At 66.0% G+C, this 15,302-nt stretch carries 10 protein-coding genes; 1 reads left to right on the top strand and 9 read right to left on the bottom strand.

The window, feature by feature from the left end:
• Nucleotides 1–71: 71 nt before the first annotated feature.
• Both B2X67_RS19805 and B2X67_RS19800 read right to left on the bottom strand, forming a co-directional pair.
• On the bottom strand, nucleotides 72–3,374 hold the full coding sequence (locus tag B2X67_RS19805; protein WP_286786551.1) for a DUF2126 domain-containing protein: 3,303 nt from the start codon (nucleotides 3,372–3,374) through the stop codon (nucleotides 72–74).
• A gap of 321 nt (nucleotides 3,375–3,695) precedes the next feature.
• The gene (locus B2X67_RS19800; protein WP_286786550.1) at nucleotides 3,696–6,017 is read right to left on the bottom strand and encodes a YgiQ family radical SAM protein; all 2,322 of its coding nucleotides are present in this window, start codon (nucleotides 6,015–6,017) and stop codon (nucleotides 3,696–3,698) included.
• Between the two features lie 187 nt (nucleotides 6,018–6,204).
• Here B2X67_RS19800 and B2X67_RS19795 point away from each other — a divergent pair, with 187 nt between their 5' ends.
• Nucleotides 6,205–8,070 carry a diguanylate cyclase gene (locus tag B2X67_RS19795; RefSeq protein ID WP_286786549.1) on the top strand — a complete coding sequence of 622 codons (1,866 nt, stop codon included), beginning with the start codon at nucleotides 6,205–6,207 and terminating at the stop codon, nucleotides 8,068–8,070.
• Here the strand turns inward: B2X67_RS19795 and alr are convergent.
• From alr to B2X67_RS19760, 7 genes are all read right to left on the bottom strand, one after another.
• Complete coding sequence (gene alr / locus B2X67_RS19790) at nucleotides 8,067–9,143, bottom strand: alanine racemase (protein ID WP_282338715.1); 1,077 nt, start codon at nucleotides 9,141–9,143, stop codon at nucleotides 8,067–8,069. The two genes, B2X67_RS19795 and alr, sit on opposite strands and share 4 nt — an antisense overlap.
• A gap of 96 nt (nucleotides 9,144–9,239) precedes the next feature.
• Nucleotides 9,240–10,634: a replicative DNA helicase gene (dnaB, locus tag B2X67_RS19785; protein WP_282338714.1), complete on the bottom strand. Its 1,395-nt coding sequence runs from the start codon at nucleotides 10,632–10,634 to the stop codon at nucleotides 9,240–9,242.
• Between the two features lie 182 nt (nucleotides 10,635–10,816).
• On the bottom strand, nucleotides 10,817–11,263 hold the full coding sequence (gene rplI, locus B2X67_RS19780; protein ID WP_273229051.1) for a 50S ribosomal protein L9: 447 nt from the start codon (nucleotides 11,261–11,263) through the stop codon (nucleotides 10,817–10,819).
• Nucleotides 11,264–11,285: 22 nt separating this feature from the next.
• Nucleotides 11,286–12,179 carry a hypothetical protein gene (locus B2X67_RS19775; protein ID WP_286786548.1) on the bottom strand — a complete coding sequence of 298 codons (894 nt, stop codon included), beginning with the start codon at nucleotides 12,177–12,179 and terminating at the stop codon, nucleotides 11,286–11,288.
• A gap of 39 nt (nucleotides 12,180–12,218) precedes the next feature.
• Complete coding sequence (gene rpsR, locus B2X67_RS19770) at nucleotides 12,219–12,449, bottom strand: 30S ribosomal protein S18 (protein WP_016495030.1); 231 nt, start codon at nucleotides 12,447–12,449, stop codon at nucleotides 12,219–12,221.
• A 28-nt stretch (nucleotides 12,450–12,477) separates the two neighbouring features.
• Complete coding sequence (gene rpsF, locus B2X67_RS19765) at nucleotides 12,478–12,885, bottom strand: 30S ribosomal protein S6 (protein WP_090223824.1); 408 nt, start codon at nucleotides 12,883–12,885, stop codon at nucleotides 12,478–12,480.
• Between the two features lie 192 nt (nucleotides 12,886–13,077).
• Nucleotides 13,078–15,222 carry an ATP-binding protein gene (locus B2X67_RS19760; protein ID WP_286786547.1) on the bottom strand — a complete coding sequence of 715 codons (2,145 nt, stop codon included), beginning with the start codon at nucleotides 15,220–15,222 and terminating at the stop codon, nucleotides 13,078–13,080.
• Nucleotides 15,223–15,302: the final 80 nt, after the last annotated feature.

Raw genomic sequence — 15,302 nt, 5'->3', positions numbered from 1 at the left:
GACAGTTAATCAGGGCCGATCATGGCCGCGCTCGAATCCCGCAGGCTGAACCTGCGCGGCGCGGCTCTGGTTCACACGCGACGCAGGTCCAGGGTCATCGGCAACTCGTCCGAGACAACCGGGCGCGGCGGCGCCAGCTTGCCTGGGGTGTGGCCGAAGCGGAAGAAACGCGCCAGGCGCCGGCTCTCGGCTTCATTGGAATTGACCGGCAGGGTCTCGTAATTGCGCCCGCCAGGATGGGCGACATGATACTGGCAACCGCCCAGCGAGCGCTGCATCCAGGTATCGAAGAGGTCGAAAACCAGCGGCGCGTGCACCGGGATGTTCGGCTGCAGGCTGTTCGCCGGCTGCCAGGCGCGATAGCGCACGCCGCCGACGAACTCGCCGACCTTGCCGGTGGCGCGCAACGGCACGCTGGCGCCGTTGCAGGTGAGGATGTAGCGGTCCGGCGCCAGGCCGCTGAGCTTGACCTGCATGCGCTCCAGCGACGAATCCACGTAGCGCACCGTGCCGCCCACCGCGCCCTCTTCGCCCAGCACATGCCAGGGTTCGAGCGCCTGACGCAGCTCCAGGTCGATGCCCTGCACCACGTAGTCGCCGTAGCGCGGGAAGCGGAACTCGAAGTGCGCGGCGAACCATTCGCTGCGCAGCGGATAGCCCGCCTGGTTGAGCTCGGCGATCACGTCGGCGAAATCCTGCTCGACGAAATGCGGCAGCAGGAAACGGTCGTGCAGCTCGGTGCCCCAGCGCGCCAGGCGCAGGGGCGCATAGGGTTCGTTCCAGAACCGCGCCACCAGCGCGCGCAGCAGCAACTGCTGGGTCAGGCTCATGCGCGCGTGCGGCGGCATCTCGAAGGCGCGCAGTTCGAGCAGGCCGAGGCGTCCGGTGGCGCCGTCCGGCGAGTACAGCTTGTCGATGCAGAATTCGGAGCGGTGGGTGTTGCCGGTGACATCCACCAGCAGGTTGCGCAGCAGGCGGTCGACCAACCACGGCGGGCATTCCGCGCCCGGCTCGGGCATCTGCGCGAAGGCGATTTCCAGCTCGTAGAGCGAGTCGTTGCGCGCCTCGTCGACGCGCGGCGCCTGCGACGTCGGGCCGATGAACAGCCCGGAGAACAGGTACGACAGCGACGGGTGGTTGTGCCAGTAGCTGATCAGGCTGCGCAGCAGGTCCGGACGCCGGAGGAACGGCGAATCCGCCGGGGTCGCGCCGCCGAGAACGAAGTGGTTGCCGCCGCCGGTGCCGGTGTGGCGACCGTCGACCATGAATTTCTCGCTGGTCAGGCGCGTCTGCCGCGCCGCTTCGTAGAGAAACTCGGTGCGTTCGGCCAGCTCTTCCCAGCTCGCCGAGGGCTGGATGTTCACCTCGATCACGCCCGGATCGGGGGTGACGCGGAAGTTGGTCAGGCGCGGATCGCTGGGCGGCTCGTAGCCTTCCATGAGGATCGGGCAGCGCAGCTCGCGGGCGGTGGTCTCGATCGCCGCGACCAGTTCGAGGTAATCCTCGAGACGCTCCAGCGGCGGCATGAACAGGTACAGGCGGCCGTCACGCGGCTCGGCGCACAGCGCGGTGCGGACGATCTGGTGGGCGGACTCGTTGAGCTTCGGCGGCGGCGTCGGGTCCTCGGCCTTGGCGGCTTTCTGCGGGAACAGCGGCGTCTTCACCCGGCCCTGGATTTCCAGGCGCGGCGGCAGTTCGGCGAAGAACTGGTTGGGATCGCGCGGGCGCACGAAGGGATAGTCGGCCTCGCGCACCCACGGCTGCGAATCCAGCGGCAGGCGGTAACCCATCGCCGAATCGCCGGGAATCAACCGGCAATGTTCGTCGCGCAGGAACCAGGACCCGGTGATCCACTCCTCGCCTTTCTCGCTGCGCGCCAGCGGCAGGACGTGGCCGACGACTTCGCCGACGCCGCGGCAGAACACCTTGCGCAGGCGTTCACGCTCCTGGGCATCGGCCAGGCGCGAGTCTTCCGGGGTGACGTTGAGCGGCAGCTTGCGCTCGCGCCAGAGGTAGTAGAGCCAATCCTCGAAGGCAGGGAACGCGTGCTCGCCGGACAATCCGAGGTGCCCGGCCAGGGTGGTGAGAAAACGCGCGGCAAGGCGCGCATCGGCGCCGTAGTAGCGGGTTTCGTCGGCGTAGAGCGCCGGGTCCTGCCAGATCGGCTCGCCGTCGCGGCGCCAGAAGCAGTTCAGCGACCAGCGCGGCAGTTGCTCGCCCGGATACCACTTGCCCTGGCCGAAGTGCACCAGTGCATTCGGCGCATAGTGCTCGCGCAGGCGGTGGAACAGTTCGGCGGCCAGCCTGCGCTTGTTCGGACCGAGCGCGGCGGTGTTCCACTCGGCATCGTCGGGGTAGTCGAGGGCGACGAAGGTCGGCTCGCCGCCCATGGTCAGGCGCACGTCGTCGCGCTTGAGGTCGGCGTCGATCTTCCGCCCGAGATGGTCGATGGCCTGCCACTGCTCGTCGCTGTAGGGCTTGGTGACGCGCGGCGCTTCCCAGATGCGCTCGATGCGCATGTCGTGGCTGAACTCGACCTCGGACTTTTCCACCGCCCCGCTGATCGGCGCGGCGGACGACGGCTCGGGGCTGCAGGCCAGCGGGATGTGACCTTCGCCGGCGAACAGGCCGCTGGTGGCATCCAGGCCGATCCAGCCGGCTCCCGGCAGGTAGACCTCGCACCAGGCGTGCAGGTCGGTGAAGTCGACGTCGGTGCCGCTCGGCCCGTCGAGGGATTTCACGTCGGCGGTGAGCTGGATCAGATAACCCGAGACGAACCGCGCGGCCAGGCCCAGATGACGCAACAGTTGCACCAGCAGCCAGGCCGAGTCGCGGCAGGAACCGGCGGCGCTGACCAGGGTTTCCTCAGGCGTCTGCACGCCCGGCTCCATGCGGATCAGGTAGCGGATGTCCTTCGCCAGGCGCTGGTTGAGCGCGACGAGGAAGTCCACGCTGGGCGTGGCGGTGCGGTCGATACCGGCGAGATAGGCCTCGAACTTTGGCGTCAGCGGCAGTTGCACCAGGTAGGGCGCCAGCTCGCGTTTTTCCTCGCCGGTGTAGGCGAAGGGAATCTTCTCGGCATAGGGTTCGAGGAAGAAATCGAAGGGGTTGAACACCGCCATCTCGGCGACCAGGTCGACCTCGACCTTGAATTCGCGGGTCTTCTCGGGGAACACCAGGCGCGCCAGGTAGTTGCCCTGGGGGTCCTGCTGCCAGTTGATGAAGTGCTTCTCGGGCAGGACCTTGAGCGAATAGGAAAGGATGCGTGTACGGCTGTGGGGCGCCGGGCGCAAACGCACGATCTGGGCGCCGAGTTCGACCAGGCGGTCGTAGCGATAGTGGGTTACATGGTGCAACGCGACATGAATCGACACGACGAGCCTCCTGCGGGCCTGGGCGATGACTTGCGACGCGCAAGACCCATGCCAGCCAATAGGGCCCGTGCAGGGAGCGGTCTACGCCCGCCGGCACCATGAGGGAGCACGGGCCGCCGGCGCATGCGCGACACGGTCAAGGATGGGGCATCGACCGCCCTGCGGCAAGCTGACCCGGCGGCGGAGGCGGTTGCCTTCAGGGGAAACGGCCCGGGACGTCTCGATAAAGCGGGGATACACCGACGACCGGTGCTAGAAGGGTTCGACTAATAAGTAGATCCCGGAAGAAGCGCCCTGCGGCGCTCACCGGGATGCAACCCGTTAGCGTGGCGCTACGGGGCGCGCCGGCTTCTTGCCCTTGCCCTTGAGCGGCGCACCGCCGGCGCGGTCCGCCTGACGCCGCGCCTGGGCGGCCGCCTTGGCCTCCTCGCGCTTGTCCCACGGCTTGCTGCCGTCGCTGCCGCGCGGCGGCAGGCCGGTGTGCTGAGTGAGGATCTTCTGTTCCTTGGCGACCTTGTGGCTGCCGGCCGGCGTGGAGTTCTTGCGCCGGGCGCTCTGGTAGCCGTCGGTCGCCGGCTGGTGCAGGGGAATCAACTGGTGTTTGCCCGGCCCGATCAGATCGGCGCGGCCCATGCGGGTCAGCGCCTCCCGCAGCATCGGCCAGCCCTTCGGGTCGTGGTAGCGCAGGAAGGCCTTGTGCAGGCGGCGCTGCTCCTCGCTCTTGACGATGGTGACCCCCTCGCTCTTGTAGGTCACCTTGCGCAACGGGTTCTTGCCCGAGTGATACATCGCGGTGGCCGACGCCATCGGCGACGGATAGAACGCCTGCACCTGGTCGGCACGGAAGCCGTTGCCCTTGAGCCACAGGGCCAGGTTCATCATGTCTTCGTCGGTGGTGCCCGGATGCGCGGCGATGAAGTACGGGATCAGGTACTGCTCCTTGCCCGCTTCCTTGGAGAACCGCTCGAACATGCGCTTGAACCGGTCATAGGTGCCGATGCCCGGCTTCATCATCTGGTTGAGCGGACCTTCCTCGGTGTGCTCCGGGGCGATCTTCAGGTAGCCACCGACGTGGTGGGTAACCAGTTCCCGGACGTACTCCGGCGACTCGACGGCGAGGTCGTAGCGCAGGCCCGAGGCGATGAGGATCTTCTTCACGCCGGGCAACGCACGGGCGCTGCGGTACAGCTGGATCAGCGAGGAATGGTCGGTGTTCAGGTTCGGGCAGATGCCCGGGAATACGCAGGACGGCTTGCGGCACGCGGATTCGATTTCCGAGCTCTTGCAGGCGATGCGGTACATGTTCGCGGTCGGTCCGCCGAGGTCGGAAATCACCCCGGTGAAGCCCGGCACCTTGTCGCGGATCTCCTCGATCTCGCGAATGATCGACTCCTCGGAACGGTTCTGGATGATCCGGCCTTCGTGCTCGGTGATCGAGCAGAAGGTGCAGCCGCCGAAGCAGCCCCGCATGATGTTCACCGAGAAACGGATCATCTCGTAGGCCGGAATCTTCTCCTTGCCATACGCCGGGTGCGGCACGCGCTGGTAGGGCATGCCGAACACGTAGTCCATTTCCTCGGTGCTCATCGGAATGGGCGGCGGGTTGAACCAGACGTCGACCTCGCCATGCATCTGCACCAGCGCGCGGGCGTTGCCCGGGTTGGTTTCCAGGTGCAGCACGCGGTTGGCGTGGGCGTAGAGCACGGCGTCGCTGCGCACCTTCTCGAAGGACGGCAGGCGGATAACGGTCTTGTCGCGGGTCAGCTTCGGGCTCGGCAGCAACTGCACGACCTTGGCTTCGTTCGGGTCCTCGAGCGGTCCTGAGCCGGCCGCACCTGAGCCGGCCGCACCTTTCTCCTGCTCGATGGCGCAGGCGGCGGTGTCCTGGGTGTTGACGTACGGATTGATGATCTTGTCGATCTTGCCCGGACGGTCGATGCGCGTGGAGTCGATCTCGTACCAGCCGGCGGGCGTATCGCGGCGGACGAAGGCGGTGCCGCGGATGTCGGTGATGTCCTCGATCTTCTGCCCGAACGACAGGCGCTGGGCGATCTCCACCACCGCGCGTTCGGCGTTGCCGTAGAGCAGGATATCGGCGCAGGCGTCGATCAGGATCGAATGACGAACCCGGTCCTGCCAGTAGTCGTAATGCGCGATGCGACGCAGCGAGGCCTCGATGCCGCCGAGCACGATCGGCACATGCTTGTAGGCCTCCTTGCAGCGCTGGCTGTAGACCAGGCTGGCGCGATCCGGGCGCTTGCCGGCCAGGCCGCCCGGCGTGTAGGCGTCGTCGGAGCGGATTTTCTTGTCGGCGGTGTAGCGGTTGATCATCGAATCCATGTTGCCGGCGGCGACGCCGAAGAACAGGTTCGGCTCGCCGAGCTTCATGAAATCGTCTTTCGACTGCCAATCCGGCTGCGCGATGATGCCGACGCGGAAACCCTGCGACTCCAGCAGGCGGCCGATGATGGCCATGCCGAAGGACGGGTGATCGACATAGGCATCGCCGGTGACGATGATGATGTCGCAACTGTCCCAGCCGAGCCGATCCATTTCCTGGCGACTCATCGGCAGGAAGGGCGCGGGGCCGAAACACTCGGCCCAGTACTTGGGATAGTCGAACAACGGCTTGGCGGCTTGCATCGTCAGGGGACCGGCTGAATTTCACGGCCGCGGAATATAGCACAAAAAATGAACAAGTCCGACCGTGCAGCAGGGTCTTTCCCGACCGGGTCTTTCCCGACCGGGCGCCTGCCATTGGACGATGGGCTGTGCTTATATTCAGGCGACAGGGACGCTCCAGACGTCCAATCCACCAGGGAGCGCTTGGATGCGTGCAATGATCTTCCTCGCCGTACTGTTCGCGCTGGGCGCGGTGCAGGCGGCACCGGTACTGATCAATCAGGATGACAGTGGACGAACGCTCAACGGGCAGATCGAACTGCTCGACGATGTCGGCGGCCAGTTGAGCATCGCCGACCTCGCCGACCCGGCCGTGCAGGCGCGCTTCCAGCCCGCCGACGGCAGGGCCAGCGTCGGCCAGAGCCGCAATCCCTGGTGGATCAAGGTCAGCCTGCAGCGCGGCGCCGATGCCCCGGCACTGTGGTGGCTGGAGGTCGGCTCGGTGACGCTGCTCGACCTGCGGCTGTACCTGCCGGGCGAGGGCGGCGGCTGGCACACGCGCCAGTCCGGCGAGCGGGTCAGCTTCGCCGAAGGCCGCGACCATGCTTACCGGCGCATGCTGTTCGCCCTGCCGGCGCTGGGCGAGCAGCCGCTGACCTTCTACCTGCGCAGCTTCGACCCGGCCGGCAATTCCTTCCCCCTGAAAATCTGGCAACTGGGCGACCTGGACCGGTTCGCCGCCCAGGAAAACCTCTACCTCGGGGTGATCTACGGAATTATCCTGGCGCTGCTGCTGTACAACCTGTTCATCTTCCTCAGCCTGCGCGACGCCGCCTATTTCTGGTACGTGACGACCACCGCCGGCGCGCTGCTGATGATCCTCAGCATGAGCGGACACGGCTTCCAGTACCTCTGGCCGGATTCGCCGGTGCCCTTCTGGCTGGACCGCATCAGCATTCCGGCGCTCTGGGGCTTCGGCGCCTGCCGCTTCACCCAGAACCTGCTGCAGACCCGCCAGCACGTGCGCTGGGCGCATCGGCTGCTGGATCTGTCCTGCGCGCTCTACGTGATCGCCGTGATCTTCGACGGCCTCGGCTGGCGCGGCTTCGGCGCCTGGCTGTTCGTCGTGCTGGCGCTGACCAGCATCCCCGGCGCACTCTGGTCAGCGCTGGTGCGCGGCCGCCAGGGCTACTTCCCGGCGTACCTCTACCTGTGCGGCTACGGCGTGATCCTCGCCAGCGTCGGCCTGTTGCTGCTACGCGCCACCGGCGTGGTGCAGCCCTCGGCGTGGAACGCCTACGTGTTCCCCCTGGCGGTGGCGGCCGAATCGATCCTGTTTTCCTTCGCCCTGGCTTACCGCATCCAGATGCTCAAGCAGGACAAAGCGATCGCCCTGGAGCAGGCCGACCGCGAGAAGACCGCGCGCCTGGCGCAAATCCAGGCCAGCGAGGCCGAGTTGCAAAGGGCGGTGAAGCAGCGCACCGCGGAACTGGCGGCGAGCAACCAGCGCCTCTCGCAACGCGAGCAGGAACTGGAGCTGGCGGCCTTCCACGACCCGCTCACCGAACTGCCGAACCGCCGCCATCTGATCGAACGGGTGGACAACGCCATGGCCAACGCCATCCGCCGCGGCGAAAGCTTCGCGCTGATGCTGATCGACCTCGATCACTTCAAGCCGATCAACGACCGCCACGGCCACGACGCCGGCGACATGATGCTGCGCACCACCGCCGCCCGCCTTCGCGAGAGCGTGCGCGGCCTCGACAGCGTGGCGCGGCTGGGCGGCGACGAATTCGCCGTGCTGATCTGCGGACCGGATGCGGAAAGTCACGCGAAGATGATCGCCGACCGCCTGTTGAAGAAGCTCTCGCAGCCGGTGGCCTACGCCAGCTATCACCTGTGGGTGACGGTGAGCATCGGCGTGGCGTTCTATCCGCGCCACGCCACCCACTTCGCCAGCCTTTACCAGGCGGCCGACTCGGCGCTCTACGAAGTCAAACGCGGTGGCCGCTCGGCGGCGGCCGTCAGCGGCGGCGAGGAGTGGCCGGACGGCCCGGCGGACGCCGGAGCCTAGGAACGATAACGGCGCGGCACGCGGGCGGTGACCTTGGTCAGCAGCTCGTAGCCGACCGTGCCGCAGGCCGCCGCGATCTCGTCCACCGGCAATTGCGCGCCCCACAGTTCGACGGCATCGCCGACGCCGGCTTCCGGCAGGTCCGTCAGGTCTATCATCAGCAGGTCCATGCACACGCGTCCGGCCAGCGGCGCGCGCTGGCCGCGGATGATCGCCGGCGTGCCGGCCGGCGCGTTGCGCGGATAGCCATCGGCGTACCCGCAGCTCACCGTGCCGATGCGCGAGGGCCGCGCAGCCACCCAACCGGCGCCGTAGCCGACACTTTCACCGGCGGCCACGTCGCGCACCGCGATCAGTTGCGCATTCAGGCTCATCACCGGCTTGAGCCCCAGCTCGGCGGCGGAAAGCTCGGCGAACGGCGTGGCGCCGTAGAGCATGATCCCAGGGCGAATCCAGTCCATGTGCGCGGCCGGCAGGGTCAGCACGGCCGCCGAGTTGGCCAGGCTGCGCTGGGCGAAATCCAGGTCGAGCAACCCGAGGAACTGCTCCAGCTGCGCCTCGGTGAGCGGATGATTGCGCTCGTCGGAACAGGCGAAGTGGCTCATCAGGTTGAGTTCGGCGACCTGATCGGTCTGGGCCAGGCGCGGATGCCAGGCGCGCAGCGCATCGGCGTCGAAACCCAGGCGGTGCATGCCCGAATCCAGCTTCAGCCAGACGTTGAGCGGTGCCGGCAGGCGACTGGCGAGCAGCGCCTCGGCCTGCTCCACCCCCTGCACCACCACGTCGATGCGCAGCCGTGCGGCAACGGCGTACTCGCCCGCCTCGAAGCAGCCCTCGAGCAACAGGATGCGCGCGCCATCGTGCATCGCGCGAACCTCGGCGCCCTCCTCCAGGCTGGCCACGGCGAAACCGTCGGCCTCGTCGTGCAGCGCGGTGACCACCTCGCGCACGCCGTGTCCGTAGGCATTCGCCTTGACCACCGCGAACACCTGGCGACCGGGCGCGCAGCGCTTGGCGAAGGCGTGGTTGTGGCGAACGGCGGCCAGGTCGATCTGGGCGAACAGCGGACGCATGCTGGATATCCTGAAAGGAAAACGGGAGCGCCATGGTAGCGCCACGGCGCAGGTTTTCATTGATTGGCGGCGAGGACCGCCGCGACGGACGCGAACTTACTCGTCGTCGAACTGGTAGCTGCCCGGCGCGAGGTTCTCGAAGCGCGAGTACTTGCCGAGGAAAGCCAGCCGCGTGGTGCCGATGGGACCGTTACGCTGCTTGCCGATGATGATTTCGGCGACGCCCTTGAACTCGGTTTCCGGGTGATACACCTCGTCCCGATAGACGAACATGATGATGTCGGCGTCCTGCTCGATGGCGCCGGATTCACGCAGGTCGGAGTTGATCGGGCGCTTGTTCGGGCGCTGTTCCAGACCACGGTTGAGCTGCGACAGGGCGACCACCGGGCAGTTGAATTCCTTGGCCAGGGCCTTCAGCGAGCGCGAGATTTCGGAGATCTCGTTGACCCGGCTGTCACCGCTGGAACCGGGGATCTGCATGAGCTGCAGGTAGTCGACCATGATCAGGCCTATCTCGCCGTGCTCGCGCGCCAGGCGCCGGCTGCGCGCGCGCATCTCCGAAGGGCTGATGCCGGCGGTGTCGTCGATGAACAGCTTGCGGTCGTTGAGCAGGTTGACCGCCGAGGTCAGGCGCGGCCAGTCGTCGTCATCCAGGCGGCCGGCACGCACCTTGGTCTGGTCGATGCGGCCGAGGGAAGCGAGCATACGAATCACGATGGATTCGGAAGGCATCTCCAGGGAAAACACCAGGATCGCCTTGTCGCTGCGCATCAGCGCGTTTTCCACCAGGTTCATCGCGAAGGTGGTCTTGCCCATCGACGGACGGCCGGCAACGATGATCAGGTCGGCCGGCTGCAGGCCGCTGGTCTGTGCATCCAGGTCGTTGAAGCCGGTGGACAGGCCGGTGATCGCGTCACCGTTGTTGAACAGCGAATCGATACGATCGATGGCCTTGACCAGGATGTCGTTGATCCCGACCGGCCCGCCGGTCTTCGGCCGCGCCTCGGCGATCTGGAAGATCAGCCGCTCGGCCTCGTCGAGAATCTCCTCGCCCGTACGCCCCTGGGGGGCGTAGGCGCTGTCGGCGATTTCGGCGCTGATGCCGATCAGCTGACGCAGCGTGGCGCGCTCGCGGATGATCTGCGCGTAGGCCTTGATGTTGGCCACCGACGGCGTGTTCTTCGCCAGCTCACCAAGATAGGCCAGGCCGCCGACCTGGCTGAGCTGGCCTTCCTTGTCCAGTTGCTCGGAAAGGGTCACCACGTCGAACGGCGAGTTGCGCTCGGCCAGCTTGAAGATCGCCCGGAAGATCAGCCGGTGGTCATGCCGGTAGAAGTCGCCATCGGAGACCTGATCAAGCACGCGCTCCCACGCATTGTTGTCCAGCATCAGACCGCCAAGCACGGCCTGTTCGGCCTCGATGGAATGGGGCGGCACCTTGAGCGCGGCGGTTTCCAGGTCGTATTGCTGCGGGATGCTGATGTCGTTCATAGGAGTCGGCGGCGATTCGAGACGAGCGATGGATTTAGCGGCGCGATCGATGATCACGCAAAAATTTCGGACAGGATACGGCGTTAACGCCGCCTGAAAAACAACGGGCACGGCATCGCTTGCGCAATGTCGTGCCCGATTGTAAGCAGACCCGCTGAATGCGGGGCCTGCGGTCGCCCGACTTAGGCGGCCACCACAATCAGTTTGACGGTGGCTTCGACATCGCTGTGCAGGTGCACGGCTACGTCGTATTCACCGACCTGACGGATGGTGCCGTTCGGCAGACGGACTTCGCTCTTCGCCACTTCGACGCCGGAGGCGGTCAGTGCGTCGGCGATGTCGTGGGTACCGATGGAACCGAACAGTTTGCCCTCATCGCCCGCGGTCGCGGTGATGGTGACTTCCAGCTCGGCCAGCTGAGCAGCACGCGTTTCGGCGGAAGCCTTACGGTCGGCAGCAGCTTTTTCCAGCTCGGCGCGGCGCTCTTCGAACGCAGCGACGTTGGCGGCGGTGGCAGCAGTGGCCTTGCCTTGCGGCAGCAGGTAGTTGCGACCGTAACCGGCCTTGACGTTCACCTTGTCGCCCAGGTTGCCCAGGTTGGCGATTTTTTCCAGCAGGATGATTTCCATTTGGGTCTTACCTCTTGAACTTTTAACCTTCACCGTCCACGGAATCCGGACCGCTCTTGCGCCCCGTGCGTCCGCGAAAATCAAACAAGCTGTCGACGATGGCCAAGACCACCAGCAACGGATAGATCAGCTGCATGAACACCAGCAGCGTTATGTACAGGCCAACCAGCCAGAACCGGCTCAACGTGCCACCGGCGACCAGGCCGTGCATCAGGCCGATGCCGGCGAACGCCAGCGGCACGCTGCACAACGGCGTCAGCATGGCCATCTGCGCCCCCAGATTGGGGCCCAGCAGCATGCCGGCGATCAGCATCAGCGTGACCGGCACCGGCAGCCTCAGCGCGCGAAACTCGCTACCGAAACCGCCCGGGTTGTACAGCGCCGCCTGCCAGTAGCGCCCGAGCATCAGGCTGAGCAGGCTGAGGGTCTGCAACAACGCAGCCATCAGTCCGGTCAGCACTGGCGCCAACAGGCTCTCCAGGCGTACTCGCTCGTCTGCCGACATCTGCTGGTAGACGCCATCGAGCACCTGCGGCATGAGCTTCTGCAGCTCACCCGCCATGGCCGCGATCGGCTCGCCGAAAACCGCACCCAGAACCAGGCCGTAAACCAGGCCCAGCGGCACGCTGGCCAGCAACACACGCGTCCACGAAACAGCACCACGCAGCACCAGTGCCAGCCCCAGCGAACCGAGCATCACCATCAGGGTGCGCGGCTCGCCGAAGTACCACCAGACCAGCGCCGGCAACAGTGCCCAGGCGACGATGCCCAGGGCATCGCTCAACCCGCGCCGCAGCAGTACCAGACTGCCCGCGGCCGCACTCAGCCAGAACAACAGCGGCAACGCCGCGGCCCCGACCACCACCAGGGTGGCCTGCATGCGGCCGCGCATGACGAAATCAGCGAATGCGCGCATGCCTACTCATCTATCCCTTGCTTGCGTCGACTGCCCGTCTCAACGGCCGTGGCTGTCGGTGTAGGGCAGCAGGGCCAGGTAGCGAGCGCGTTTGATAGCGGTTGCCAGCTGACGCTGATACTTGGCCTTGGTGCCGGTGATACGGCTAGGAACGATCTTGCCGGTTTCAGAAACGTAGGCTTTCAGGGTGTTGAGATCCTTGAAATCGATCTCTTTAACGCCTTCAGCGGTGAAACGGCAGAATTTACGACGACGGAAGAAACGTGCCATGAAAGTGGCTCCTCAATAGATCCGGTGATTACTCGTCAGCGTTGTCGCTGTCGTCGCCATCGGCGCCGTCAGGGCTTTCAACGCGATCGCGGCGCTCACGGCGCTCGCTGCGGTTCTCTTCGGCCTTGAGCATCTCGGACTGGCCGGTAACGGCTTCGTCGCGACGGATGACCAGGTTACGGATCACGGCATCGTTGTAACGGAAGTTGTCTTCCAGTTCGGACAGGACTTTGCCGCTGCACTCTACGTTGAGCATGATGTAGTGCGCTTTGTGCACGTTGTTGATGGCATAAGCCAGCTGACGACGGCCCCAATCTTCCAGACGATGGATCTTGCCGCCGTCTTCTTCGATGAGCTTGGTATAGCGCTCGACCATGCCGCCGACCTGCTCGCTCTGATCCGGGTGGACCAGGAAGATGATTTCGTAATGACGCATGAATGCTCCTTACGGGTTGTAGCCTGCCGGGAGAACCGGTCAGGCAAGGAGTGAAATTTCTCGTTTTGGCCTTGCCCGGAAGGAGGCGCGCGAACGCCTGCCCACTCGGCAAGGGGCGCCATTCTAGTGAAGGGTGATGGGCCGCGCAAGGCGAACTGGCGAATATTTAACCAGCCCGCCCTGCCCGGTCGACTAGCCCGCCAGCGCGGCCAGCAGCTCGCGCACCTGCTGCAGGTCGTAGGGCTTGAGCAGTACCTGCGCCGCCGGCACGCCTTCCTTGCGCGCATCCACCGGATAGCCGGAAGCGATCACCAGCTTGAGCTGCGGATGGCTCGGGGCAACCGCGCGCAGCAGCTCCAGCCCGGACATTCCGCCCAGCCCGATGTCGGTGAGCAACACGTCGAAATGCGCGCCCTGCAGAACCTGCAGCGCCTCTTCGGCGGACTCGCAGGCGTGCACGCGATGGCCCAGTTCCTCGATCACTTCGCCGGTGAGCATGCGCAGGGTGAAATCGTCCTCGACGAAAAGGATGCTCAGGCCGGACACCGGGGCCGCCTCGGCTTGCGGCGCCTCCTCAGCGGGCGCGGCAGGCTGCACCGTCGTCGACTCGTCGTTCAGGCTCGCGTCATCGGCCTCGCCTTCCTCAAGGAAACGCGGCAAATAGATGACCACGGCGGTGCCGCCGTCCTCTTCGCTGGCCAGGGTGATGTGCCCGCCGCTCTGCTTGACGAAACCGTAGGCCATGCTCAGGCCGAGCCCGCTGCCACCGCGCCCGCCCTTGGTGGTGAAGAACGGCTCGAAGGCGCGCTCCAGCACCTCGGGGCTCATGCCGCAGCCTTCGTCGACCACGCTGAGCTGCACGTAGTCGCCAACGAGCACGTCGCCATGGCTGTCCGCATACTGCTGATCGAGCGTGACGTTGCGCACCTGCAGCCGCAGGACGCCGCCATTGCCCTGCATCGCGTCGCGCGCGTTGATCACCAGATTGAGCAGCACCGCCTCGAGATTCCCGACGTCGGCGAACGTCGACCAGAGTCCGTCGTCGATCTCTAGCTGGATGGACGTGCCCTCGCCCAGCGAGCGCTGCAGTAGCTCGTTCATGCGCTGCAACAGGTCGCCCATGTCCAGCGTCCTGGGCATCAGGGGTTGGCGACGGGCGAACGCCAACAGCTGCGAGGCCAGGCGCGCGCCCTTCTCCACGCCGGCGACCGCCGATTCGAGGCGGCGCAGGCTGGTGGCGTCGTCCCCAAGCGAGCGGCGCAGCAGTTGCAGGTTGCCTCCAATGACCTGCAGCACGTTATTGAAGTCATGGGCGATGCCACCGGTGAGCTGGCCTATGGCCTCCAGCTTGCGCACCTGCAGCAGTTCCTCTTCGGTCTGCCGGCGCTCGGCTTCGCTCTTCTCCAGCTCGGCGGTACGCGCCGCCACCAGCTCCTCGAGGTGCTGGCGATAGCCGGCCAGCTCGTCCTCGCTACGCTTCTGTTCGCTGACGTCGCTGCCCTGGACGAAAATCCCCGACACCGTGCCGTCCGACTCGGTGATCGGCTGCAGGATGAAGTCGACGTACAACTCGTCCAGCACACCGGGCTGGCGCTGCAGCTGCACGCGGCTCTTCTTGCCAACGTACGCCTGACCGCTCTGGTAGACGTGATCGAACAGCTCGAAGAACCCCTGCTCATGCAGCTCGGGAAGCGCCTCGCGCAGCGGTCGCCCCAGCAGTGTGCGCTCGCCGACCAGGCGCTCGTAGGCCGGATTGGTCAGCTCGAAGACGTGTTGCTCGCCGCGCAGAAAGCAGATGAATCCCGGCGCCTGCTCGAACAGCTGGCGCAACTGGTAACCCTCGGCCTGCATCGCCCGCGCGCGCGACAGCACGCCTTCTTCGCGCTGCGCCTGCGGCTGGGCACCGGCGGACTCGCGCAACGCTAGCTTCATCGCCTGCAGGTCGGTGACGTCGACGGTGTGCTGCAGAATCATCTGCACATCGCCGGCGGCGTCGAGGATCGGCGTGTGGGTCGCGCTCCAGAACCGGTCCTCGAAAACCACGCCCTTGGTGCCCTCGCGCGCGATGGCGTAGCGGATCAGCGGCAGGGTATCGAGCGCCTTGCGGCTTAGGACGCGCTGGAACGAAGCCATCAGGTCGGCGATGGCCGTACTTTCAGGCTGCAGCGGATCGGGCGGAAACGCCTCATCGATGCGCTGACCAAGCAGTTCGGCGCGGCTGCGGCCGGTAGCCCGCAGGTAGGCATGGCTGGCGTCGAGGATGATCAGCTCGGGGCTCAACAACAGATAGGCATTGGGCGAAAGCCTGAACAAGCTCTCGAAATCAGGACACTGCATTACTGACCTCCGATAGGCCTCTGGGCCTTCCTCACCCACGCTTCGAATGTCGTTCGCAGGTAAGGGTTCGGCGCCTCGGG

Source organism: Pseudomonas sp. UBA3153 (assembly GCF_002364635.1).
In the GTDB taxonomy this organism is placed as follows: Bacteria; Pseudomonadota; Gammaproteobacteria; order Pseudomonadales; family Pseudomonadaceae; genus Pseudomonas_O; species Pseudomonas_O kuykendallii.
Note: the sequence above shows the minus strand (reverse complement) of the source record. Positions and strands in the feature narration are given on the sequence as shown.